The sequence below is a fragment of the Nitrosomonas oligotropha genome, assembly GCF_900106555.1.
Lineage (GTDB): Bacteria > Pseudomonadota > Gammaproteobacteria > Burkholderiales > Nitrosomonadaceae > Nitrosomonas > Nitrosomonas oligotropha_A.
In genome coordinates this window covers 26,118-51,059 of sequence record NZ_FNOE01000009.1, presented here as the reverse complement: position 1 = coordinate 51,059, position 24,942 = coordinate 26,118, and the positions used below count along the sequence as shown (strand labels likewise).

The following is a 24,942-nucleotide window of genomic DNA, read 5'->3' as shown; positions in this document are numbered from 1 at the left end:
TTGGAGAAGAAATCCACCCCCTCCAGGCCCCTACCGACCGACTTAATTGCTAGGCCGTTGGCCGATTACAATATGCCAGAAGATTTAATCGGTGAGTATGGCTTTACTCAAGTAACTGACAAAGCGCTGGTTGAGCGTGCCTTGCAAGCTGAAATGATCGAATATCTTGGTCACGATAAGCACGAAACTGTAACGAATCCCACTGGCAATCCTAGAAATGGCAAAAGTCGTAAGATACAGAAGGTGAATTTGGTGAATTGCCCATCGAGATTCCCCGTGACCGTGAAAGTAATTTCGAGCCTCAAATCATTTCCAAGATGCACAGCGGCAATCTGTCATTCGTCTCCGAACAGGGCCGCCCTTATAATAATTGCACCGGCTTACGATATGACGCCGATGACCTTTGCGCCCCGCGGAACAACTAGTTTGTGTGTTCCTTGCTCAAATGAAAGCGAGCACAGGATTCAACCACCGGTTCGGACCGTGTATCGCCGCACTTGAGGATCACATCAAGATGGCCAGCGCTAAGATTGACCGGCTAGGATGAATGTGTAGAGACCTTTGCACGGCTACGATCCAAAGGGGATCACACAATACCCCGATCCGCTCAACGTATCCGGCTTGCCGGGCCGTTCTGGCAACCAAAAAGCAACGCGTTGAAGTTGAGCCGGAAATGGATACGCGTCATTATTGATCGGCTGAATTCGGCTCATTGCGGACGTTTGTTCGAGCCTAAAACGGCTCGCCAAAGCGGACAAAACAAGTAACTGGAATTTGTTATATTTGTTTAATAGTTATTCTATGGTAGTTGGCCTGCAATTGATTTGGTAGGCCGTCAGCAGGTGCGTTGCTTATGCCGCTTACTCCAACATCTAAAACGGCTAACCCGGCGCTCAAACTCGCTCCCTTCGGTCGCTGCGCGATAAAGCCGCGCAGCGCTGGTTAGCTCTACGTTATAACTCAGGAGAGTTCATGAACGATTTAAAATTCATCAGAAGATTTGTTTTTTTAATCGCACTGTTCCCTACAATCAGCACATATGCGGCTGAGTTCACTAAAGAAGACATTATTGGTCAATGGAAAACTGTTGTAAAAAATCCTGTGCATAAAAATACGGTGGCAAAACGGTACATGAGGCATACGTTTTTTGAGGATGGGAAACTTGTAGTAGAAAATAAAGAAGACTCACAAGACAACAAAGAGTGGAAATTTAGTGATGGAGTTTTCATTGTCACATCATCTTACAAATCAAGTAAATTTATCGAGCAATATAAGCTAATAAATATTAACAAGCTGTCAAAATTTAGATTTCAAAGCATAATCGATGGGAAACCACTAGCTGATTACGATCCGAAAGAAATCTATATAAGACAAGGAAGCGATACAGACAGGAATATGGAAACCTTGGATATTTTTAAAAGTGTTAAAAGCTCAATGGATTTCATAGATCCAAACACATTAGAAGTTGGTTCAGAGTATATACTTAGCAAAAAAACACCAATCATGCCTCACTACACTCCCTCCGACTTATCAAAAATAGTTTATGCCGTTAAAGGTCAGTCTATATCAATTATCAAACGTCAAATGGTCAACAATACTATTTGGTATCAAGTTACATTTAATGGAAACCAAGGCTGGGTAAACAGTATTGCTTTATTTGGGCAAAAACTTAAATGATACGAAAGAGTTATAACAAGTCAGCCCAGTCCGACGCGCTAACGCGTGCGGCTGGCTTCAGATGTTACAAATATATTTATCATTTAGAAATAATTCCATCAAAATGCAAACCTGCATGTCCCCCGTTCAAGTAATACGGGGGGCTACAAATGTATCTCACCCAAAAGAAAAATACTTCTTCAACTTATCCCAAAAGCCATCGGTATCCGAGTCGGCCACCACAGTTTTATCGATCAACAAATTCTCCATGATCAACTGGTAAATTCTCGATAGTTTCTCGAGATCGTCCACCGCCACGTGTTCGTTCAATTTGTGGATCGTCGCGTTGCGCGGGCCGAATTCGATGACTTGCGCGCAGATGTCGGCGATAAAGCGGCCGTCCGATGTGCCGCCAGATGTGGAGAGTTGCGGTTCGATGCCGGTGACTTCGACGATGGCGGCGTGCATGGCGTCGGCCAGTTCCGCTTTGGGCGTGAGGAATGGTTTGCCCGACAATTCCCATTGCAAGTCATAATCCAAACCATGTTTGCCAAGAATTTCATACACGCGGTTTTGCAGCGATTCGACCGTGCTGGCGGTGGAGAAACGGAAATTGAATAACAGGTTCAGCGTGCCCGGGATAACGTTGGTCGCGCCGGTGCCGCCGTGAATGTTGGAGATATGCCAGGTGGTCGGCGGAAAATATTCATTGCCTTGATCCCACTCGGTTTGCGCCAGTTCCGCTATTGCCGGTGCGGCCAGATGAATCGGGTTTTTTGCCAGATGCGGGTAAGCGATATGGCCTTGGATGCCTTTGATCGTCAGATTGCCGGATAACGAGCCGCGCCGGCCGTTTTTGATGGTATCGCCCAGTGTATCGGTGCAGGTCGGTTCGCCGACGATGCAGTAATCCAGCAATTCGCCGCGCGCTTTGAGCGCTTCGACCACTTTGACGGTGCCGTCGACGGCGATGCCTTCCTCATCCGAAGTGATCAGCAATGCGATGGAGCCTTGATGGTTGGCATGTTGCGCCACGAACGCTTCAATGGCGGTGATAAAAGCGGCCAGCGATGATTTCATGTCAGCGGCGCCGCGGCCGTACAGCTTGCCGTCGCGGATCGTGGGCGTGAACGGGTCGCTGTCCCATTGTTCCAACGGGCCGGTGGGCACGACGTCGGTATGTCCGGCAAGGCACAGCACCGGCGCTGTATCGCCGCGCCGAGCCCAGAGGTTGTCGACCTCGCCGAAGCGCATTTTTTCGATACGGAAACCGAGTTTTTCCAGGCGTTCGATCAGGATTTCCTGGCAGCCGTCATCGGCAGGGGTGAGTGAGCGGCGGGCGATCAGTATTTGCGCAAGCGACAGTGTGTCATCGGACATGATTTTTTCCTGAATTTAACAAGTTAAAAATTGGTGGCGGTGCGGGTGTATGAAAACCACAACAAACGCGGCATAATACTTCAGCGCTACAGTAGGGATTTGGACGGTTATCATGTAAATTTGCGACTGTAGCGCTTTGAGAAGATTGCCGGATTCTACACGCCTGATTGAAGTCTTGTACAACACCGTGTCATCGTGCCGCAAAGTTGACCGGGTTTAACTCACTACGAGGAAGATTGCCATGTTCCTGTTTCTCTTCTATGTCGTCTTATTTGTCGTTGCCGTTGCCAGCCTGATTCTGGCGATTCCTTTACTGCGCCGTCATCTGGTCAGCAATCCGATCCTGAAAATTTTCCGCAAAATGCTGCCGCCCATCTCGCAAACAGAGCAGGAGGCGCTGGATGCCGGTACGGTTTGGTGGGAGGGTGAATTATTCAGCGGCAAGCCGGATTGGAAAAAGCTGCTGGCTTATCCCAAACCGCAATTGAGTGCGGAGGAGCAGGCGTTTCTCGATGGCCCGGCGGAGCAATTGTGCGCCATGCTCGACGAATGGAAGATCACGCACGAGCTGAAGGATCTGCCGCCGGAAGTATGGCAGTTCATCAAGGACAAGGGTTTCTTCGGCTTGATTATTCCCAAGCAGTACGGCGGTTACGGTTTCTCGGCGCTGGCGCATTCCGAAGTGGTGATGAAAATCGGCTCGCGCAGCGGCACCGGGGCGGTCACGGTGATGGTGCCGAATTCCTTGGGGCCAGCCGAGCTGCTGCTGCATTACGGTACCGAAAAGCAAAAAGAATATTACTTGCCGCGTTTGGCCAAAGGCCAGGAGGTGCCTTGCTTTGCGCTGACTTCGCCGGAAGCGGGTTCGGATGCGGGTGCGATGCCGGATTTCGGCATTGTGTGCCGCGGCGAATACGACGGTCAAAGCGATGTGCTGGGGATGAAAGTAACCTGGGAAAAACGCTATATCACGTTGGGCCCGGTGGCGACTATTCTCGGTCTGGCGTTCAAATTGTACGATCCGGATCGCTTGCTGGGTAAGGATGAAGATCTCGGCATTACGCTCGCGCTGATTCCGACCAATACGCCGGGCGTCCATATCGGGCGGCGGCATTATCCGCTCAACGGTGCATTCCAGAACGGCCCGAACTGGGGCAAGGAAGTGTTCATTCCGATGGATTGGATCATCGGCGGGCAGGAAGGCGTCGGGCAAGGCTGGCGCATGTTGATGAACTGCCTGTCGGTCGGGCGCGCCATTTCATTGCCAGCCACCAGCGTGGGCGCGGCAAAATTGGCGGCGCGCACTGCCGGTGCGTATGGCCGGGTGCGGACGCAATTCAAAACACCGATCGGTTACTTTGAAGGTATCGAGGAAGCACTGGCGCGCATCGGCGGCAATACTTACATGATGGACGCCGCGCGCGTCATGACCGCGAGTGCGGTCGATCTGGGCGAGAAACCTTCTGTCGCGTCGGCCATTGTCAAATATCATCTGACCGAACGCGGACGCCAAGCGATCAACGACGCGATGGATATTCACGGCGGCAAGGGCATTTGCATCGGGCCGAGAAACTATCTCGGGCGTACTTATCAGCAGATTCCCGTCAGCATTACCGTGGAAGGCGCCAACATTCTGACGCGCAATATGATCATTTTCGGTCAGGGCGCGATCCGCTGTCATCCGTATCTGCTGAAAGAAGTCAACGCCACGCATGATAACAATCCAGACAGCGCATCGCAGGCGTTTGACGAAGCTTTGATCGGGCACGCCAAGTTCACTCTGCGCAATACGGCAAACGCTTTGATTTATGCGCTATTCGGTAGTCATATCAAAGACAACGCGCCAGAAAATTGCGCGCCGGAAACGGCCGCGTATTACCGCCAATTAGCGCGTTACTCCGCCAGTTTTGCGTGTATCGCCGATATCGGGCTGATGAAGCTGGGCGGATCGCTCAAACGCAGGGAGCGCTTGTCGGCGCGACTGGGCGATATTCTCAGCATGTTGTATCTGTGCTCGGCTACGCTGAAGCGTTTTGAAGACGATGGCCGTCCGGCTGCGGATTTGCCGTTGCTGCATTGGTCCATGCAAGATGCTTTGTATCGCTTGCAACAGGCATTCGATGAATTTTTGACCAATTTCCCGGGGCATATTGCGTTGATCTGGGCGCTAAAAGCCTTGGTCTTTCCGCTCGGGAAACGCTGCAAACCCCCTACTGACGTACTGTCGCACGAAGTTGCCAGGCTGATGATGGAACCGGGTGCGGTGCGCGATCGATTAACCTCTGGGATTTTTGTTCCTACCGCCGACGGTGAACCGATGGCGGATCTGGAGCACGCTTTGCAATGCGTTATTCAATGCAGCGCCATCGAAGCCAAACTGCGCGAAGCCGTCAAGCAGCATAAAATTACCGATCATGGTGACGGACAGATCGCTCAGGCGTTGCAACTGAACATCATTAGCGCGGAAGAAGCGGGTCTTCTGAACAAGTTGAAAGATTTACGCGGCCGAGTGGTTAAAGTGGACGATTTTCCGCCTGATTTCGGTCACGAAACAAGGACGGACACGGGAATTGCCGGAACAATCGGTCATGTGGCGAGCGCCGCTGCTGGCGCGGGTGCTGCTGGTTTTGTCGCGGCGGTGAGTGCTGCGGCCGCTGCGGCTGCCGAAGTGATGGAAAGTATTTCTTCAGACGAAGGCGGTGGCGAAGAGGAACAAGACAAGGAATGACGTGCACTGAAAACATAACGACACTGACAGAAATCCCGGTATAAAAAGGAATGCTATGCAAATCGAGCAAGACGGAATGACAAACATTATTCCGGTAGAAGAAGCAAAAACACTGGATGGTCTTTTCAAGGCGCGCGTGCAGCGCACGCCGCAGAAAGTGGCCTACCGCTATTTCAACGCCGTCAGCGAGGAATGGGCTAACTATACCTGGGAGCAGATGAATCAATGGGTGGCGCGCTGGCAAGCCGCGTTGATGAAAGAATCGCTCGCGGCGGGCGACCGGGTCGCGGTGATGATGAAAAATTGCCCGGAATGGGTGATGTTCGAGCAGGCGGCGCTCGGCCTCGGGCTGGTGGTGATTCCCTTGTACACGGATGACCGGGTTGAGAATGCGGCTTACGTCATCAACGATGCCAACGTTAAATTATTGCTGCTGGACAACTCGCATCAATGGCAGCAATTTTTGACCATCCACAATGAAATCGAAGGATTGCAGCGGGTACTCATCCTCCGGCCTTTTGAACCGGATAGTATCGATGCTTGCGATCATGTTCGGGTCGTCGCGGCGATGGATTGGCTATCATCGGCGCATGCCAATGAAGTGCAGCATATCCCCAGCGATCCGCATGCGCTGGCCACGATCATTTACACCTCCGGCACATCCGGCCGTCCCAAGGGTGTGATGCTCAGTCATCACAATATCCTAAGTAATGTGGCCAGTTGCTTGCAGGTGATTCCGGTGCAGCCGGATGATTTGTTACTGTCGTTTTTACCGCTATCGCATACGTTCGAACGGACATCGGGGTATTACGTGCCGATGATGGCTGGCGCCACGATTGCGTACGCACGTTCGATTCCGCAGTTGCAGGAAGATCTGCTGACTATCCGCCCGACATTGTTGATTTCGGTGCCGCGCATCTATGAACGGGTTTATGCGGGCATACGGGCAAAACTGGCCGAAGGCTCGGGTTTTGCGCGCTGGTTGTTCAATTTTGCGGTGGAAACCGGGTACAGCCAGTTTGAATGCCAGCAAAGAAGGGGATATCGGCGTTTGTCGCATGTGTTGTGGCCAATCCTCAAGCAGCTGGTGGCCGACAAGGTGCTGGACAAGCTCGGCGGACGCTTGCGGATGGCGATGAGCGGCGGCGCAGCCTTACCGGCTGAAGTTTCGCGCATATTTATTGGTCTTGGATTGCCGGTGTTGCAAGGCTACGGGATGACGGAAAGCAGTCCGGTCGTGTGTGCTAACCGGGTTGAGGATAATATGCCAGCCAGTGTCGGCTTGCCGATTCCCGGCGTGGAAGTCAAATTAGGGGAAAACAATGCCCTGTTGGTACGGGGGCCGAATGTAATGCTGGGATACTGGAATAATCCGGAAGCGACGAAAGCGGTGATTTCGCCAGATGGCTGGTTGAATACCGGTGATATCGCATCGATTGATGAGCAAGGCCATGTAACGATTACCGGGCGGTTGAAAGAAATTATCGTTTTGTCGACCGGCGAGAAAGTGCCGCCGGGTGATATGGAAGCCGCGATTCTGCGTGATCCCTTGTTTGAACAGGTGATGCTGATCGGCGAAGCGCGTTCTTATTTAAGTGTTCTGGCGGTATTGAATCCAGCTCGATGGCAGGATCTTAGCGCGCATTATGGCCTGGATGATCGCCTGGATAGTGAACAGCAGAAACATCAGCTGGAGAAAATTTTATTGGAAAAAATCACGCATCAAACCAGTGAATTTCCAGGCTACGCCAAAATACGCCGCGTTGCCGTCATTCAGGAGCCTTGGACTATCGAAAACGGGTTGTTGACACCGACGCTCAAATTAAAACGCACGAAGGTGCTGGAAAAATATAAGGCCGAAGTCGACAAACTCTATATCGGGCATTAAGCAGCGGGCATTGCCCCATTGAATCTTTTCGAGAGAAGGAAACAAGCCGATGGCAAAAGACACGAGTAAACTGGATAAAGTGGTTCTGGAAGCGCGCCGGAATGCCGAGAAACGCGCGCAGGGGTACCGCGAGCAGGCGCTTAAACTATTTCCCTGGGTGTGCGGGCGTTGCGCGCGCACGTTCGATCATAAGAATTTACAGTTGCTGGAAGTGCATCACAAAAACAGCAATCACGACGACAATCCGCCCGATGGCAGTAACTGGGAACTCCTCTGTACCTACTGCCACGAAAACGAGCATTCTAAGCTTAAGGATGCCATGGGCCGGACGGATAGCGGGCAAGCCGGGAACACGGCGACGTTCAGTCCTTTTGCCAATCTCAAAGATATGTTGAAGAACAAACCTTGATCCGGATTTCGTTTATTGAATTGAATTCAGATCAATGGCGGTATTCCGGGCTGTTGTGCGTTGTATTAAACGAGCAGGCGGTTATAATGATTTTTTCGAGCTCATAGGAGTCAGGTCATGGTGATGAAGAAGTTAACGGATATCAAAGGAATCGGTCCGGCGACAATCAAAATATTGCAAGAGCGCAAAATAAAAACGGTTGAGGCGCTGGCTTCGCTGAGTTTGGAAGAGCTGCGGAAAATACCCGGTTTTAAAGGCGAGTTGCGCGCGCGTGCGGTCAGACAAGCCGCTTTGGATAGTCTGAAAGAAAAGCCAGCCAAACCAGCCAGTACGGCGGATAGCAGCACACTGACTGTGACCAAAAAGACTGTAATCGATCAGACAGTAAGTTTGCCCAAAGCGGATAAAGCGAAAGGCAAAGATAAAGACAAAGACAAAGACGAGAAAAAAGCCCGGAAAGACGACAAGAAAGCAGTAAAAGATAAAGAAAAGAAAAAGAAGCATAAAGATAAGAAAAAAGACGGCAAGAAAAAAGATAAAAAGAAATCATAGCTCCTTGGGTCTGATCAAACATTGCAGGTGTGCTTGATGCGCTTTTACCGAAATGGGCGCAGTTCCATAATCCAGCACAGCGGTTGCAGCGGTGGTCAGTAATTTACCGGAAGCGTTAGCAAGTGGGGGATCATCACATAGGTGGCAGAGTAATTGATCCAGACCGGGATTGTGGCCGACGATCAGTAAGGTGTGAGCGCCTGCGCCGTATTGATTGACCAGCGCAATCAGGTCATTGAGCGATGCTTCATAGATTCTGTCTTCCCACAGCACGCGCTGTTGAGCAAAATCCAATTGCTCCGCAGCCAACTGGCAGGTTTGTTTTGCCCGCAACGCAGGTGAACAGAGTATCCGGTCGATGCGGTACTGTTTCTGTTTCAACCATTGTCCCATTTGTTTTGCAGCTTTTTTGCCGCGCGCGGTTAGAGGGCGGTCAAAATCGGATTTGCTCGCATCGCTCCAGTCCGATTTGGCGTGCCGCATGATGATCAGCTGATTTTTTTGCATCGCTTGAATAGAAAACATATTCACCAACCAACATACTATCACCCTTATGGCGCCGAACATGGATGAGTCCTACGCAGCCGTGGATTTAGGTTCAAACAGCTTTCATATGATTGTGGCGAATTGGGCGGATGGCCGCCTGCAGATCATTGATCGTATGAAAGAAATGGTGCGATTGGCTTCCGGCTTGAATGACAAGCAGGAGCTATCCAGCGAATCGATGCAGCAGGCGCTGGAATGCCTGCAACGGTTCGGTCAGCGTATCCGGGAAATTCCGCATGTGAATGTGCGTGCCGTCGGTACCAATACGCTGCGCCAAGCCCGGAATGGCGGCGAGTTCTTGCTGCATGCGCATCGCGCATTGGGGCATCCGATTGAGATTATTGCTGGCCGTGAAGAGGCGCGGCTGATCTATTCCGGTGTGGCGCATACTTTGTACGATGAGGTGAACAAGCGGCTGGTGATCGACATCGGCGGCGGCAGTACGGAGCTGATTATCGGCCGGGGGTACGACACATACCAGACGGAAAGCTTGTATATGGGTTGCGTCAATATGGAGCAGCGGTTTTTTGACGACGGTAAGATAAAAGCCAAAAAAATGCGCAAGGCCATCCTGTTTGCAATGCAGGAACTGGAATCGCTGGAAACTGCGTATAAGAAAACGGGTTGGGATTATGCCCTGGGTTCTTCCGGCACCATCATTGCCATCCGGGATGTAGTGCAAGCGCAAGGCTGGTGCGATTCAGGAATTACGGCAACCGCGTTGACGCAATTGATGGACGAACTTATCGCAATCGGTGACAGCGCGTTAATTAATTTCCCGGGTTTGTCGGAACGCAGAAAGCCGGTTTTTGCCAGCGGCGTCTCGATATTGTACGGTGTGTTTGAAGCGCTTAACCTGAAGAAAATCGATGTATCCGAGGGCGCGTTACGCGAAGGTTTGCTGTATGACCTGATCGGCCGGGTGCACGATGAAGATGTCAGGGATAAGACCATCATGGCGGTGGCGCAACGCTACAATGCCGATTTGGAGCAGGCCGGCCGGGTTAGGGATACTGCCGGAAATTTTTTTCATCAGGTAAAAGCGGCCTGGGAACTGGATGAAAAAACCGACCTGAAATTATTGTCGTGGGGTGCCTACATTCATGAAATCGGCTTATCGGTTGCGCATAACCAATATCACCGGCATGGCGCTTATCTGACGGGCAATTCGGACTTGGCCGGTTTTTCCCGTCAGGAGCAAATGAAACTGGCGATGCTGGTGCGTAGCCATCGGCGCAAGTTTCCCGTGGAAGAATTTGAATCGATCGCTGTTTCCATGCGTACCTCGATTATCAGATTATGCATCTTACTCAGGCTGGCGGTAGTCATGCATAGAAGCCGCTCGAATATCAGTCTGCCGGAAATATTGGTTTACGTGAATAAGAACCGTGTGAACTTGGACTTTCCACCCGGCTGGCTGGATCAACACCCCTTAACGCTGGTTGATCTCATTACCGAACAAGGTTTTTTGCAGATCGCGGATATCAAACTATCGTTTCATTAGATAGTTGCAACAGCTAGCTTGAGATTACATGCGGAATTCATTGCAAGCTATTGAATTTATGGGTTGCGAGCGCTAGACTGCTGCATTTCCCGATATCGGAAAAGCGGATTTTTTTGTGTTCAGAGTTTTACCCAATGATGTTCCAATGAGAAAGGGGATGGCATGCAATTAGGAAAACTTGCGCACCGGTTTGGCGGGATTTGCAGCACAGCGTTGTTTTTGATCCTGATTCTATCGGCTCCTGCGGTGGCCGAAGAGTGGATTTATACCGTCCGGCCCGGCGATAATTTATGGAATCTGACGGAACGCCATCTGAAAAGCATGGAATACGTGCAGCAGCTGCAGCAGCTCAATCAAGTGCGGAACCCCTATGTGATACCGCCTGGTACCGCGCTGCGAATTCCGGTGGCCTGGACAAAACAGCAGGATATCTTCGCGCAGGCGGTCAGTGTCTACGCTACTGCGACGTTGCAGCGTAAAGACCAGGAGCGCATAGCGCTTGAGCAAGGCATGCAATTGCTGATGGGCGATGAAATACACAGTGGAAACGACGCGTTTGTGACCGTCGAGTTCGCCGATGGATCACAAATGCGTATGCAGGAAAACACCCAGCTGCGCCTGGAAAATATGCGGATGTTCGGCGATTATGGTTTGATTGATACGCTGGTTGATGTGCGTCAGGGGCGCACGGAAAATTCCGTGCCGAAAAAATCCGAGAAAGCCACCCGGTTCAAAATTAAAACGCCATCCGCAATCAGCTCGGTGCGCGGCACGGATTTCCGCGTCGGGGTCATTGAAACGCAATCCGGTACCAGCAGCGAGGTGCTGACCGGTAGCGTGGAGGTCAATGGCGAGAGAAAACAAGTCAAAGTGCCGGCGGGTTATGGCACGGTAACCATCGAAGGTAAGCCGCCGGTCTCGCCCGTCAAGTTGCTGCCGCCGCCGGATTTGTCCGGAGCCGCGCATTATTATCAAAATTTGCCACTGGTGATTAAATTTACCCCATTGGCGGGGGCGCACGCGTACCGGGCGCAAATTGCCGCCGACCGGGACTTTAAAAACTTACGCTCTGAATTTACCGCTGCGAATTTACCGTTCCGCGACGGCGATATTCCGGATGGCGATTATTGGCTGAGAGTGCGCGGTATCGATGGATTATCGATCGAAGGCAAGGATGCGGTCATTGCGTTCGCGCTGAATGCCTATCCGGAAGCGCCTTTTATTCTTGCGCCACTCCCGGGCGGCATGGCGGAGCCGGAAAAACAGCAATTCAAATGGGCGGCGCAAACGGATGTCTCCCACTATGCCGTTATGATCAGCAAGGATGCTGATTTCTCATCGTCTTTGTACTTTAATCCTGAAGTGAAAGAAAACAGCGTGACTTTATCCGAGTCACTGACGCCCGGTCATTATTTCTGGCGTATTTTCGCCGTGTCCGCGCGCGAAGGCGCGGGGCCGTTCAGCGATACCATGGCATTCCGGGTACCTTATCCCGCACCGGTGGTGGGAGAAGCGAAACTGGACGATAACAAAATGACGTTCGCCTGGCGCGCTGCTGCGGAAGGGCAGAGCTTTCAGTTTCAATTTGCGCGCGATAAAGAATTTACCCATATTATTCACGACGAGTCGACTACGGCTTCGCAAGTAACGATCGCAAAACCGGATAGCGGCACTTATTATCTGCGTATCAAAACCATTGAATCAGATGGTTTTCAAGGGCCTTGGGGATCGCCGCAAGCGATTGAAGTTCCCTTCGGGATATCCTACTGGTTTATGCTGCTGATGTTGCTGCCATTGCTCGTATTGATATGATCCAGGCGGGTCAGCTGCGGAAGCACCGGTCATTTGCTATCCGCATCGTAATCCTGCTCGCCGGAGTTGCTTTCATCGCTTATACGGAAGTACTGGAGCGCTTCGATTTTATCCTCTATGACAAAATAGCCACGTTGCAGCAATATCCACAGGATCCCGATGTTGTCATTGTCGCGATCGATGATGAAAGCTTCAAAACTTTAGGCCGCTGGCCGTGGTCCAGAGGCGTGCACGCGGAATTGATCAACCGGCTGAAATCGATTGACAATCAAGCGGTGGCTTTGGATTTGCTGTTCTCCGAGCCGCAGGATAGCGATCCCTACGCCGATCATTTGCTGGCTTACGCGATTGCCGAACACGGCAATGTCATTTTGCCGGTGGCGCCGGTATTTGACGCCGATACGCAATTGTTAACGCTGGTGCAGCCGCTGCCCCTGTTTACCCAACAGGCTGTACTCGGCCATGTTGACGTTGAACTGGATAGCGATGGCGTTGCGCGGCGCGTTTTTTTATCCGCGGGGATTAATGCGCCCGCATGGCCCGCATTAGGATTGGCGCTGACCAATCCGGCCGCCGCGAGAGCAATCTATCAACTGCAAAACCCTGTGGCAGTGCCGGAGCAACCGGAACACTGGGTAAGAGCGCAGCAAGCGCTGATCCCTTATGCTGGGGAGCCCGGCAGTTTCCGGAGAATATCGTACGCCAGGGTTTTGTTCGACGATGAGGCCTTGGCCAGCTTAAGAAACAAAACGGTGATCGTCGGCATGACCGCGGCGGGAATGGGAACACGTTTCGCCACACCGGTATCGCCGCTCAATCATCAACTCATGACGGGCGTGGAATGGCATGCCAATGTTTTTTCCATGCTGGCAACCGGCCGCATCATTCATCCCGCTCCCGCAGTGATTACAGCAGCCATCGCAGTTTTCTGGGTAAGCGCTATTCTGGTGATCATTGCCTGGACAGGGAAAAATCTGACAATCCCGCTATTACTCGCGCTCATGATTGCCGGATTATTTCTTTGCGGCTTGATCCTGACGCTGAATCGCATCTGGATTCCCCCCGGCGCGGCGTTATTGGGCACGTTATCGCTGTATCCGCTTTGGAACTGGCGGCGCATCAATGAATTTCTGCGCACATTCTGGATTGATAAAACACATTCCAATGCGGCACTGGAATCAATCGGGGATGGCGTCATCATTACTGATGCTTTTGACCATGTGATCTACATCAACAAAGGCGCGGAGACAATTCTGCGAACCCAGCTCAATCAGATCAAGGGCAAGCTGTTAGCGGAAATTCTGGGACTGGATACCCGAAACAACGGCTTATCCGCTAACCCAGCCGGGAAAGATATCTTGGACGGCGGTTTGCATAAACCCGGCATGGTTGAATGCTTGCTGAAAACAGCGCAAGGCACTGAACGGACGGTGCGGATTACGCGGAATCAGTTATTCGACGATCAAAAAGCCATGATGGGTTCGGTAATCGCGATGACGGATATTACCGACCGCATTGAACTGGCGCAGCAAGTTGCGCACCAGCAAAGCCACGATGCGTTAACCAAGTTACCGAATCGCTCGAGACTGCTGGCGCAATTTGATTCCCTGATTCAGACAATCCCCGATACCGGGAAGAATATTACGGTATTTTTTGTCACCCTGGATAATTTCAAAAAAATTAACGATGCCATGGGCCATCATGCCGGAGACAAATTACTCAAGTTGGTTTCCAGCCGTCTATTCGATATTGTGGGAGCTGAGGTCATCCTGGCACGCTGGGGCGGCGATGAGTTCGTGCTGCTATTTAACCGTCTGGCGAAGGAAGATTCCGCGCCGGAGATGGCGCAGAGAATTCTCGACACCATCCGGCAACGGTTTGAGATTGATGGATTTGAAGTATTTGTTTCCGTCAGTATCGGCGTGAGTTTTTACCCTGAAGATGGACTGACCGGCGAAACGGTATTGGAAAGAGCCGGTACCGCAATGTATCGCGTCAAGAAGGATGGCGGGAATCACTTCGGTTTTTATTCCGCTGAATCCTCGGTGGTTTGGACGCGCGATCAGCTCGAACTGGAAAGGGAATTACGCGCCGCGATAAAAAATGATGAATTGCAGGTATTGTTTCAGCCGATCGTCAATGCGCAATCGCATCATATCGCGCGTATCGAAGCGCTGGTCCGCTGGCTGCACCCGAAGCGGGGCTATTTGTCGCCGAGCGAGTTTCTTCCGCTGGCGGAGGACATCGGCCAGATTGAGCAGCTGGGCGAAATCGTGCTGAAAACCTCATGCGCCGCGGCATACAACCTCTTGCAATTGGGTTATCCGGTAAACGTTTCGGTGAACGTCAATCCGCGGCAATTATTAAACAAGAACTTTCCGCAAACGATTGTACAAGTGCTGCACGATACCGGACTGCCTGCCAAGTCCTTGATTCTGGAAATAACCGAGAGCGCCATTGTCAACGACATGGAACGGGTCAGCAAAGTGCTAGAGGAAATTAAGCGCCTCGATATTTTAATCGCCCTGGATGACTTCGGCACAGGCTACTCCTCGCTGACATTGCTGCGTGAACTGCCGATCGATATCTTGAAAATTGATAAATCCTTCGTGCGGACGCTGGATCAGAACCGGAACGATCTGAAAATCGTGCAAGCCATTATCGGTCTCGGGAAAAATCTCGGTCTGACGGTGATTGCGGAAGGCGTGGAAACGGAACGGCAGGTTAAATTATTGCTTCAGCATGCATGTTATTTTCATCAGGGCTATTATTTCAGCCGTCCTATTCCCTATGAGGCGTTGTATAACTTAATGCAGCACAAGCTGCTGCGCTGAGCAAGCGCTGACTTTTGGGGGAGAATCCGCAGCATGCTGCTGGTTTTTGTGATGATCTTTCCGGTTTTCCCAGTTGTTGAGGAATTTAATTGCTTAGCGGATATGGAGTGCCTTGTTGATCAATATGGGCGTGTTCAATGCGCCAGTTTGTTACGCCCTGAATCGTTACATCCATCCATAGCACCCAGCCAGTATTATTTTCGATGGATGAGAAACCGTCGAAAATGAAGTTGCCCAAGCTGTAAATGATGGGTTTTCCCCGGTAGGTTTCCGTATCTTGCACGACATGCGGGTGTGTGCCCACCACGGCATCGGCGCCAGCATCGATCATCAGGCGAGCCAGTTCGCGCTGGCGATCATTAGCGATTGGCTCGTGTTCCTGACCCCAGTGCATGAAGGGGATGACGATATCCGCCTGCTTGCGTGCCTGCTGGATATCGTACACAACCTGCTCATCTTCTGACCACGCTACCCCAGGTAATTTCTCGCCAGCTTCGAATACGCGCGGGAAGAATTCATCATAGCCCAGCAAGGCTATTTTCAGGCCTTTGCGCTCGATGATCAGTGGCTTGTGAGCTTCACGCCAATCCATACCGCCGCCGAAATAAGGTATGTTGGCCTGTTGTAAGTGAGTGATCATTTCCGAAAAGGCATCCTTGCCGTAATCGCCCGCATGGTTGTTGGCCAGTGATACGGCATCAATATGGCTTCTGAGCAATGGCAGTACAGCTGGGGAAGCACGGAAGGTCCAGGGTTTGTTGATTGCTTTACCGCCCTCGGCGATGACGCATTCCAGATTGGCTACCCGGATGTCGGCGTCAGCCAGCCGCGAGGCGAAGGGCTGAAAGGGGTTGCCACCGCTTGCGATCAGACGTCCCGGCCCATCGGCCAGCATGATGTCACCCATCCAGACAATACGTACAGTAGTGTTCGGAGTGTCCGGATCAACTGGCCCGGCAGCATGAGTGGGAAAGATTGAGCTCAATATGCACAGAAGCAGGATATTGGTGAGCTTGCGGCAGATCATGATTGCACCGATTGTAGTGCGCATCCATAGCGCAATTCGCGCCCAAGATAGTTTGCGTAAACATGGTTCCAGCCTGTTAAAGCAGGAATTTCATTATGCATGTTGAAAGGCGCGTGATAACGTACCTGGTGAATGATGACGGGAGGTGCTTCCTTAACCAATTCATACACCGTCAGCGTGATATGGTCGACCTGGCCGGATGAGCCCAGCACGACAGCTCTAAAGCGGAAACGATTGTCAAAATCCGCTGTGGCAGCTGAATAGGGATCGGTTGTGGCAAATTGGTGAAGCGTGCGTGTTTCACTGGCGTAGCGTATCTGACAGAAGAGTTCTGGTGAGCCCACCTCCGGTTCTGCGGCTGCTGCCGGCATTGTTCCTATTGAATACGATACGGCCGCCAGTGCGGCAATGAGAATCCATCGAAAGGTGAGGTGGTAAATCACTTCCTTAAGCCGGACCGCAATAATGTTCCAGCAGAAGCTGTTGCGCCGAGCGTGGTTTGGATGTGCCGGGTTTCAGGCGCTTGTACGAGCCGTCGCTTTGTAGTACCCAAGCCTGTGTATTATCGGACAAATAACTTAATAATCCCTGATCGATGACATTGTCGCTAGTGCGTTTTTCTTCGACGGGGAAGCACACCTCAACGCGGTAATGTAAATTGCGCGTCATCCAATCCGCGCTGGAACAAAAAACCAGTTCTTCGCCGATACCGCCGCCATTATGAAAATAATACACCCGGGTATGTTCGAGAAAACGGCCGACGATCGAACGCACGGTGATATTCTCCGATACATCCTTGATACCGGGGCGCAGGCAACAGATACCGCGAATGATCAAGTCGATCTTTACACCCGCTTGCGATGCCTTGTACAGCGCGGCGATGATTTCCGGATCGACCAGCGCATTCATTTTGGCGATGATCCAGGCTTTTTTTCCGGCGGCCGCAGCGCTGATTTCCTTGTCGATGTAATTCAGAATGCCTTTATGCAGCGTAAAAGGCGATTGCAAAAGTTTTTTCAGCTTGCCCGCGCGGCCCAGACCGGTCAATTGGTGAAACAGCTTGTTGACATCCTCGCCGATTGCCTTGTCGCACGTCAGCAGACCGTAGTCGGTATACAACCGCGCCGTGCGCGCATGGTAGTTTCCGGTGCCCAAATGCACGTAGCGGCGCAAGGCGCGGCCTTCTCGCCTGACCACCAGAATCATTTTGGCGTGGGTTTTATAATTCACCACACCATACACCACATGCGCCCCGGCCTGCTGTAACTCACTAGCCAGCTCGATATTGGCTTCTTCATCGAATCGTGCTCGCAGCTCGATTACCACGGTAACTTCCTTACCGGCGCGTGCTGCAATTTTTAATATTTCGACGACGGCTGAATCAATGCCGGTACGATAAAGCGTCTGTTTGATGGATAGCACATCGGGATCGGCTGCCGCTTGCCGCAGAAAATCGATGATCGGCGCAAACGATTGAAAGGGATGGTGCAGCAAGATGTCGCCGTTATGCAGCGCGTCAAAAATGCTGGAATTTTTCAGCAAACGCTTGGGTATATCCGGTGTGAATCCAGCGAATTTCAATTCCGGACGGTCAACCAGATCGCAGATCGCGAGTAAACGCCCCAGATTGACAGGTCCTGCGACTTGATAGAGATCGCTTTGTTGCAAGCCGAATTTTTGTAACAGAAAACGGCTGAGATTGTCCGGACAGTTATCCGCCACTTCCAAACGCACGGCGTCGCTGAAGCGGCGCGAGGGCAGCTCGCCTTCGAGCGCGCGCAGCAGATCGTCGATGGCTTCATCGTCGATAAACAGATCGCTATCGCGCGTCACCTTGAACTGATAGCAACCGGTCACACTCATGCCCGGAAACAGATCGCCCACGTGCGCATGGATGATCGACGACAACATGACAAAATCGTGATTGCCTTCGCTGTATTTTGCCGGAACCGGAACCACCCTGGGCAACGAACGCGGCGCTTGTACGATGGCCAGCCCGGAATCCCGCCCGAAGGCATCTTTTCCTTCCAGCGATATGATGAAATACAGGTTCTTGTTCAGAACCTTGGGGAAAGGGTGCGCGGGATCCAAGCCGATCGGACTCAACACCGGCAGCACTTCATCTTTGAAATAGCGGTGTATCCAGCGGCCGAGCAAGGGTTTCCACTGCGTACGGCGCAGCAAGCGTATTTTATCCTTGGTCAGCGCCGGTATGATCAAGTCATTCCACACGATGTACTGCTCTTGCACAAACTGATGCGCCGTTTCACTGACGCGTGCCAGCACTTCCGCCGGAGACAGATTATCCGGACCCGTTTGTGTCGAACTGTATTTGACCTGCTGTTTTAAACCGGCCACGCGGATCTCAAAGAACTCGTCCAGATTGGTACTGGCGATACATAAGAAGCGCAATCTTTCCAGCAACGGCAGGCTTTCATCCTTGACTTGCTCGATGACGCGCCGGTTGAATTCGAGCAAGCTCAGCTCGCGGTTGATATACAGCGTCGGGTTTTTAAGATCGAGAGTGTCCATCAATGGAAGTTGTTCAGGTGATTTTTACTTTTTCTTGTCAATTTATTGCCGTTCCAATGTGCTTGTGTGGAAAATACGCGGGTTTGCCGGAGTCCGGTTTATACCGCATGAATGTTTCATTTTGGTGACAGTTTCAGTAATTTGCCGTTGTCTTCATCCGTCAACAAATACAATGCGCCATCCGGGCCTTGTTCGACATCGCGGAAACGCAGCGTGTTAGTCAATAAGCGCTCTTCGCTGAGAATTTTCTTATCGTCCGTTGTCAAACGCACGACTTGCCGTCCCGCGAGTGCGCCGATGAACAAGCTGCCACGCCATCCCGGAAATTGTTTGCCGGTATAAAACACCATGCCGGACGGTGCGATCGACGGCACCCAGTAGTGAATGGGTTCTTCAAAGCCTTGCTCGGCGTGTTCGTGCTTTATCGGCGCGCCGTTGTAGTGTACGCCGTAGTTGGCCTTGGGCCAGCCGTAATTTTTTCCGGCTTGCGGAATATTGATTTCATCGCCGCCTTTCGGACCATGCTCGTGGATCCACAATGCGCCGGTTTTCGGATGAATCGCTGCACCCTGCACGCTACGGTGGCCATATGACCAAATTTCCGGCTTGGCTTGCGGATTGTTGACGAACGGATTGTCGGCGGGCACCGAGCCATCGGGCCGGATGCGGATGATCTTGCCGATGTGATTGCTCAGATTCTGCGCTTCCTCCATGTAATCCCCGCGATCACCCAAGGTGATGAACAGATTGCCGTCGGGCGCGAATGCCAGACGTGAACCGAAATGCACGGGTCCTTCCGTTTTCGGTACCTGGCGGAAAATCACCTGCAAGTTTTCCAGGCTGCCGTCTTTTAATTCAGCCCGGGCGACCGCCGTTCCCGCCCGCGACCCTTCCGGTTCGGCGTACGACAGGTAAATCAGCCGGTTTTTGGCAAACTCCGGATCCAGCGCTACATCCAGCAAACCACCCTGCTGCTGAAAGAAAACCGCCGGAACGCCCTTGACCGGTTCCGATACCTTGCCGTCCGGGGTGATGATCCGCAACCGGCCTACTTTTTCCGTGACCAGCACATTGCCGTCCGGCATGAACGCCATGCCCCACGGGAATTGCAATCCTTCGGCCACCAAGTGCACATCGAATTCGGTTTGGAGGCGCTGGGCTTGTGCGCTGAGTGAAACAGCAAGACAGAGAGCGATTACGATCAGGATTTCTTTGAATGGTCGTTTCATAGTAGATAGTGTCACGATGCATGAGTTAACGCGCTCCACTGTACCATTCCTACCGGAGCGGCTCAATACAGGCCGGTCAAAACACCACAATGCGCACTCGCACGCCGCCGAACACATTGAGCGGCGGTCCCGGCTCGTAGTAGCGTCCCAAGGCCGCGTTGATGCGGGTATTGGCGTTATATTGCGCATCGAACAGGTTGTTGATGCCGAAAAAGATCGAGCTTTCAAGGTTGTTGCGCCGCAATTCCCATCCTGCCAGCAGTTGACCCAAGGTATACGCCGGATTGGTTGCGCTGTTGGTGTCATTGACAAAAAACTCGCCGACGCGGTGCACGTGTAGTTGCCCGAAAAAGCCGAGCGGGTGTGCGTAGCGCAGCAATCCTTCCCAGCGGTGACGGGGAATGCCCGGGAAAATGTTGCCTTTCAGATTCACGTCGTTCACAACATATTTCTCGAATTCAAAATCGGAAAAGGTGTAACTGACTTCGCCGCGCAGACCTTTCCATTCCGGTGTCGCCAGACGTGTTTCGACACCGATGCGGCGCGATTGTCCGGCGTTGCGGAAGAAAGCCCGGCCGGGCGACGACGCCAGTTCGAACGGCGTGATTTCGTTCCACGTGCGGATAAAAAACACCGCGGTGTCGTATTGGAATCCGGCGGTGTTGCCGCGAAAGCCGAGTTCGTTGCTGAGCGACGTTTGCGCGTTCAGATTCGGATTGAAACCGCCTTTTCCGGCGGGATTGTTGATCAATTCGGTGGTGGTCGGCGCTTCAAAAACGGAAGCGGTATGCGCGTAAATCTGCTGTTGGCTGGTCACGTGATACACCAGCCCGGCGGTGCCACTGGCTTGCGATACGGTGCGCGCGCCGGACTGGTTACCGTCGCTTTTGAATTGATCTTTGACTTCATAGCGCAGCCAATCCCAGCGCCCGCCGAACACCACATCCAGCTTATCCGCCACGCGCCATTCGTTGCGGAAAAACGGCCCGGTGCTTTGCACGCGCTCGGTCTGGCTTAAGTTCAACGCGCCGCGCGCGCCAAAATTGTTATTGAAACGTTGCCGGTCGTCGTTCTGGATGCCGTAATCGACACCGATCAGAAAGCGGTTGGGGCGATTGAACAAAATATGATCGTTGACGAATTGCATCATCAATCCGCCCACCTGCCGGTCAAACTGCACCTGTCCGCCGTCGAAAAACTGCTGGCGGCTTTGGAAATCCCGTTGCAACCAATGCCCCGTCATGCTGAATTCCTTGCCGGCAGATGGTCGTTGGCGAAAGCGGATGCCCATCTCCTCCTGGCGGATTTCCTCACCGGCGTTGTACTGCACATTGCGCACGGAAGCTTGCCGGGGGTCGGCCTGCACTTCCGCACGGGTCAAAGCGCCGGGGTCTTTCGACAGCGGCGAATAAAATTCGCGGAACACCAGCATCAAATCGGAATCGGCACTCGTCTGGAAATTCAGCTTAGCCTGCGAAAACGTATTCTGCATCGCGCTATGATCGCGCCAGCCATCCTGTTGCAGGTGCGAACCATACAAACTGTAACCAAAGTTTCCTTGCCGTCCGCCCATAAACAATTCGGACTTCAGATAACCGTATTGCCCGAACACCTGGCGCGGCATGATCACAAATTTCTCCGGCGGCGCTTCGCGCGTGGTGATGTCGATCATGCCGCCGGAAGCATTACCATACAACGACGCGGAAGGCCCGCGCAGAATATCCATGCGCTCGATCAGCGACGGGTCGATCGAATCCAACTGCGTCTGCCCGTCCGGCAACGTCGCTGGAATGCCATCGACGTGCATCTGAATACCGCGCACCCCAAACGGCGAGCGCGCGCCAAATCCGCGAATCGCAATGCGCAAATCCTGCGTGAAGTTGAACTGATTCTGAAAAAACACTCCCGGCGTGCCGCGCGCGAATTCATCCAATGTCGCACCGGGCTGGTAGTTATGTTGCGGAGTGCGCGAGATCTGCGTGACGCTGTTCGGAATCTGCTCCGGCGAACGCTCGCTGCGCGTGGCGGTGATGTTGATCGGGTTGAGAATGATGGATGGCGCGGTTCTGGATTCCTGCGCCCAAGCAGGTAAAGTTATTGCAGTGCAACCGGCCAAAATCATTAAAAAATGAATCACGGTTCGCATGCAGGAAAAACAGCCAGGACAAAAAAACGCAGCAGGAATAACAAACATGCGCGCAAGTGTATCACTCGGATAACTGGTATCAAATTGCAGAGTAGTTACCGAGCGGCTGCCGGTCAATTTCTACCAATTGCTAACGATATAAATATGTAGCAATCTGCTACAATCTGTGATCGTTCTGATTGATGGAGTGAAAATTATGGCAAAAGCAGCTTCTCCGATCCGCCTGCAAGATGACTTAATGCAAGCCGCCGCGTTGACCGCCGAGCGGTTTCACCGCAGCACGGCGGAACAAATCGAATATTGGGCGGAAATGGGGCGCAATGTCGACCACATGCTGAACCCCGACGACTTGCTGGCGATCTCGGCGGGATTGGCAAAAATTACTGTCGAGCCGGTTAGCAGCGAGCCGGTCGATCCTACCGGCATATTTCAATCGCTCGAAGACGATCGCGCCAGCGGTATTTTGCCACAAACGGTGAGCGGCAGCGTGCTCAAATACCAAGTCTCCTTAGCGCACCCCGGCTACCTGGAGCAAATTCACCCCGATGGCCGCATTCAAACGGGGAAATTTCAGGACGGTGAGTTCATCCCGATTGATGCATCGCAGCTTTGAACAAGAAAAAACAACTGTGGCTGCTGGCCGGAGGCAATGGCGCGGGCAAAAGCACTTTCTACCGTACCCGCCTCGCGCCCAGCGGCTTATCGTTTGTGAATGCGGATATCATCGCTAAACTGCTGTATCCGCAAGCGCCGGAAGCGCACAGCTATCAAGCCGCCAAACTGGTGGAACACTTGCGCCTGCAACTGCTGCGGCAAGGCCGCAGTTTTTGTTTCGAAACGGTATTCTCGCACCCGTCGAAAATCGATTTTGTTGCACAAGCCAAAACGCTCGGTTATGAAATCGTTCTGGTGTTCATTCACCTGGGCGACCTAGCGCTCAATCAAGCACGTATCGCGCAGCGCGTCAGCGAAGGCGGCCACAACGTTCCACCCGATAAAGTCATCAGCCGGATACCCAGGACGCTCAAGCTGATCAAAAAGACGCTGCCGCTGTGCGATCAAGTGTATATCCTCGATAATTCCCGCGCGGATAATCCGTTTCAGCAGCTGGCGGTTATTCGCGATGGACAGATCGTATTCCGGCATAACGTTATGCCCGATTGGTGTTGGGAATTGTTGGCCGATTATGGGGCAGAAAAATAAGATTTGTAATGAATATGGAGATCTAAACGATGCATGAGGAAATTAATGAATGGAGTGGCGATGTATTGCAACGCAAGAAATATGCGGATTTTCTCACGCAATACCTGATCGCTAAAAAAGGCCCGTTCGTAATCAATATCAATGCACCTTGGGGATCCGGCAAAACCTTTTTCATTGAACATTGGTGCGAGGATTTGAGGAAGGGGCATCCATGCGTGCTGTTTAATGCATGGGAAAATGACTTTTCGAATGATCCTTTATTATCTGTTATTTCTTGCATTGAAAAAGATCTATCGCCTTTGTTATCAGTTACTGATAAAGATAATACAAAGCTAAATAGTAGGTTATCAAAAGCTGGTAAGTATTTAAAAAGTATTGCGCCAATTTTAGCAAAGGCGGCTATTTCCAAGGTAATTGGCGAAGATGGGATAGAAGAACTGCAAAAACTGAATGAAGAGGATGAAAAAGTTGCTGCCGAAATTGTAGAAAAAGTCACTGAGAAATTGATTCAGAATAATAAAACTGTTGAGAAAGCTATAGAAAGTTTTGGAAAGTCTTTGGAAGAACTAATAGAAAAATTGACTCGCAATCAAGAGTACTTGAAAAAGCCATTATTCATTTTTATTGATGAGCTTGATCGATGCCGCCCACTGTATGCAATCGAATTATTAGAAAGAATAAAACATTTGTTCGGAGTACCAGGAATCGTTTTTGTGATAGCGACAGATACCGAACAACTAAAGCATTCTGTCAATGCAATTTACGGTAGCGGATTTGATTCAAATACTTATTTAAGAAGATTCTTTGACCAAAGTTATACCCTTTCTTTGCCTGATTATATTGAATACGCTAAGTTATTATTTCAAGAGTTTGATTCTGATTTAGTTAATAGATTTGTTCAAATTGGTATCTCTGCATCAGGAGATGAAAGAAGTTATTGGTTCCATTGTGGTGCTGGCAGAGGTGAATATAGCGAAAGTAATGAGGATACTTTTACGATAGAGAAAAATGACCAGGCTGAACTGGTTCTGCTATTTTCCTTTTTTCAGCATTCTTTAAACTTGATTTACGAACACAAAAACAGTGTTACGAAAAAGTCCTGGCAATTATTTCTTCTGTTTCATTCGGAGAAAAATTACATTTTGCTTACCTGATTTTCTTGGTTATGCTCGAGGCTAAAGATCCAGTGATATTTAAAGAGTACTTTTCATTTAGCAAAAATCAAGCGCATGAAAAGAAAGAATTGATTAATAATAAATTCAGCTCTTTATATAATATCAGGATAGGTGAGCGCTTATGTCGCGCGATTGATTTTGTGAGTTTTTATTCCAAATATGCTTTTGCTGAGCCAGATGAGATATCAACAGCTATGGGTGCGAGTACTGGGTCAAGTGCCAATGCAAGATTGTTAATGAGTATCAAAAATAATCAAGGCAATATGAGACTGTATGAGAAATGGGTTTTACTTGCATGCAATTTAGATTAACAGGTCGTTG

Annotated in this window: 19 protein-coding genes and 1 pseudogene; 13 read left to right on the top strand and 7 right to left on the bottom strand. The window is 51.4% G+C overall.

Annotated elements, in window-relative coordinates; all coding sequences use genetic code 11:
* Nucleotides 1–72: 72 nt before the first annotated feature.
* Nucleotides 73–317: pseudogene (locus BLU57_RS16490) on the top strand (transposase); the annotation flags it as partial.
* 655 nt (nt 318–972) lie between these two features.
* Nucleotides 973–1,677, top strand: coding sequence for a GW dipeptide domain-containing protein (locus BLU57_RS06790; protein WP_090318233.1), 705 nt, complete (start codon nt 973–975; stop codon nt 1,675–1,677).
* Nucleotides 1,678–1,833: 156 nt separating this feature from the next.
* Here BLU57_RS06790 and dapE read toward each other — a convergent pair whose 3' ends face one another.
* On the bottom strand, nt 1,834–3,036 hold the full coding sequence (gene dapE / locus BLU57_RS06785; protein ID WP_090318229.1) for a succinyl-diaminopimelate desuccinylase: 1,203 nt from the start codon (nt 3,034–3,036) through the stop codon (nt 1,834–1,836).
* Between the two features lie 241 nt (nt 3,037–3,277).
* On the opposite strand from dapE, the gene BLU57_RS06780 reads away from it, so the two are divergent.
* From BLU57_RS06780 to BLU57_RS06765, 4 genes are all read left to right on the top strand, one after another.
* Nucleotides 3,278–5,764 carry an acyl-CoA dehydrogenase gene (locus BLU57_RS06780; RefSeq protein ID WP_090318226.1) on the top strand — a complete coding sequence of 829 codons (2,487 nt, stop codon included), beginning with the start codon at nt 3,278–3,280 and terminating at the stop codon, nt 5,762–5,764.
* 76 nt (nt 5,765–5,840) lie between these two features.
* Entirely contained in the window at nt 5,841–7,652 is a 1,812-nt protein-coding gene (locus BLU57_RS06775; protein ID WP_256206197.1) for an AMP-dependent synthetase/ligase, read from the top strand.
* Nucleotides 7,653–7,701: 49 nt separating this feature from the next.
* On the top strand, nt 7,702–8,061 hold the full coding sequence (locus BLU57_RS06770; protein ID WP_090318220.1) for a YajD family HNH nuclease: 360 nt from the start codon (nt 7,702–7,704) through the stop codon (nt 8,059–8,061).
* A 123-nt stretch (nt 8,062–8,184) separates the two neighbouring features.
* On the top strand, nt 8,185–8,613 hold the full coding sequence (locus BLU57_RS06765; RefSeq protein WP_090318354.1) for a helix-hairpin-helix domain-containing protein: 429 nt from the start codon (nt 8,185–8,187) through the stop codon (nt 8,611–8,613).
* Here the strand turns inward: BLU57_RS06765 and sixA are convergent.
* Nucleotides 8,608–9,138, bottom strand: a complete 531-nt coding sequence (sixA, locus tag BLU57_RS06760; protein ID WP_256206196.1) for a phosphohistidine phosphatase SixA — start codon at nt 9,136–9,138, stop codon at nt 8,608–8,610. The two genes, BLU57_RS06765 and sixA, sit on opposite strands and share 6 nt — an antisense overlap.
* Before the next feature lie 40 nt (nt 9,139–9,178).
* On the opposite strand from sixA, the gene ppx reads away from it, so the two are divergent.
* From ppx to BLU57_RS06745, 3 genes are all read left to right on the top strand, one after another.
* On the top strand, nt 9,179–10,663 hold the full coding sequence (gene ppx, locus BLU57_RS06755) for an exopolyphosphatase (protein ID WP_090318217.1): 1,485 nt from the start codon (nt 9,179–9,181) through the stop codon (nt 10,661–10,663).
* 162 nt (nt 10,664–10,825) lie between these two features.
* Nucleotides 10,826–12,475, top strand: a complete 1,650-nt coding sequence (locus tag BLU57_RS06750; protein ID WP_090318214.1) for a FecR family protein — start codon at nt 10,826–10,828, stop codon at nt 12,473–12,475.
* Nucleotides 12,472–15,309, top strand: a complete 2,838-nt coding sequence (locus BLU57_RS06745) for an EAL domain-containing protein (RefSeq protein WP_090318211.1) — start codon at nt 12,472–12,474, stop codon at nt 15,307–15,309. Before BLU57_RS06750 ends, BLU57_RS06745 begins: the two co-directional genes overlap by 4 nt.
* An 85-nt stretch (nt 15,310–15,394) precedes the next feature.
* Here BLU57_RS06745 and BLU57_RS06740 read toward each other — a convergent pair whose 3' ends face one another.
* The 5 genes from BLU57_RS06740 to BLU57_RS06720 form a co-directional block, all read right to left on the bottom strand.
* Complete coding sequence (locus tag BLU57_RS06740) at nt 15,395–16,360, bottom strand: CapA family protein (RefSeq protein WP_218131640.1); 966 nt, start codon at nt 16,358–16,360, stop codon at nt 15,395–15,397.
* Nucleotides 16,333–16,707, bottom strand: a complete 375-nt coding sequence (locus tag BLU57_RS06735; protein WP_090318205.1) for a hypothetical protein — start codon at nt 16,705–16,707, stop codon at nt 16,333–16,335. The genes BLU57_RS06740 and BLU57_RS06735 overlap by 28 nt, the downstream gene beginning before the upstream one ends.
* Nucleotides 16,708–16,783: 76 nt before the next feature.
* Complete coding sequence (ppk1, locus tag BLU57_RS06730) at nt 16,784–18,868, bottom strand: polyphosphate kinase 1 (protein WP_090318203.1); 2,085 nt, start codon at nt 18,866–18,868, stop codon at nt 16,784–16,786.
* Between the two features lie 116 nt (nt 18,869–18,984).
* Nucleotides 18,985–20,097, bottom strand: a complete 1,113-nt coding sequence (locus BLU57_RS06725) for a PQQ-dependent sugar dehydrogenase (protein WP_090318200.1) — start codon at nt 20,095–20,097, stop codon at nt 18,985–18,987.
* A gap of 76 nt (nt 20,098–20,173) precedes the next feature.
* A complete protein-coding gene (locus BLU57_RS06720) occupies nt 20,174–22,243 on the bottom strand; it encodes a TonB-dependent receptor family protein (protein ID WP_256206195.1) in 2,070 nt (689 codons plus the stop codon).
* 196 nt (nt 22,244–22,439) lie between these two features.
* On the opposite strand from BLU57_RS06720, the gene BLU57_RS06715 reads away from it, so the two are divergent.
* From BLU57_RS06715 to BLU57_RS06700, 4 genes are read left to right on the top strand one after another with little or no spacing between them, the layout of a single operon-like run.
* Nucleotides 22,440–22,856, top strand: a complete 417-nt coding sequence (locus BLU57_RS06715) for a TA system antitoxin ParD family protein (RefSeq protein WP_090318198.1) — start codon at nt 22,440–22,442, stop codon at nt 22,854–22,856.
* Complete coding sequence (locus BLU57_RS06710; protein ID WP_090318195.1) at nt 22,853–23,446, top strand: ATPase; 594 nt, start codon at nt 22,853–22,855, stop codon at nt 23,444–23,446. The genes BLU57_RS06715 and BLU57_RS06710 overlap by 4 nt, the downstream gene beginning before the upstream one ends.
* A gap of 29 nt (nt 23,447–23,475) precedes the next feature.
* On the top strand, nt 23,476–24,600 hold the full coding sequence (locus BLU57_RS06705) for a KAP family P-loop NTPase fold protein (protein WP_090318192.1): 1,125 nt from the start codon (nt 23,476–23,478) through the stop codon (nt 24,598–24,600).
* 11 nt (nt 24,601–24,611) lie between these two features.
* Nucleotides 24,612–24,932: a hypothetical protein gene (locus BLU57_RS06700; RefSeq protein ID WP_090318190.1), complete on the top strand. Its 321-nt coding sequence runs from the start codon at nt 24,612–24,614 to the stop codon at nt 24,930–24,932.
* Nucleotides 24,933–24,942: the final 10 nt, after the last annotated feature.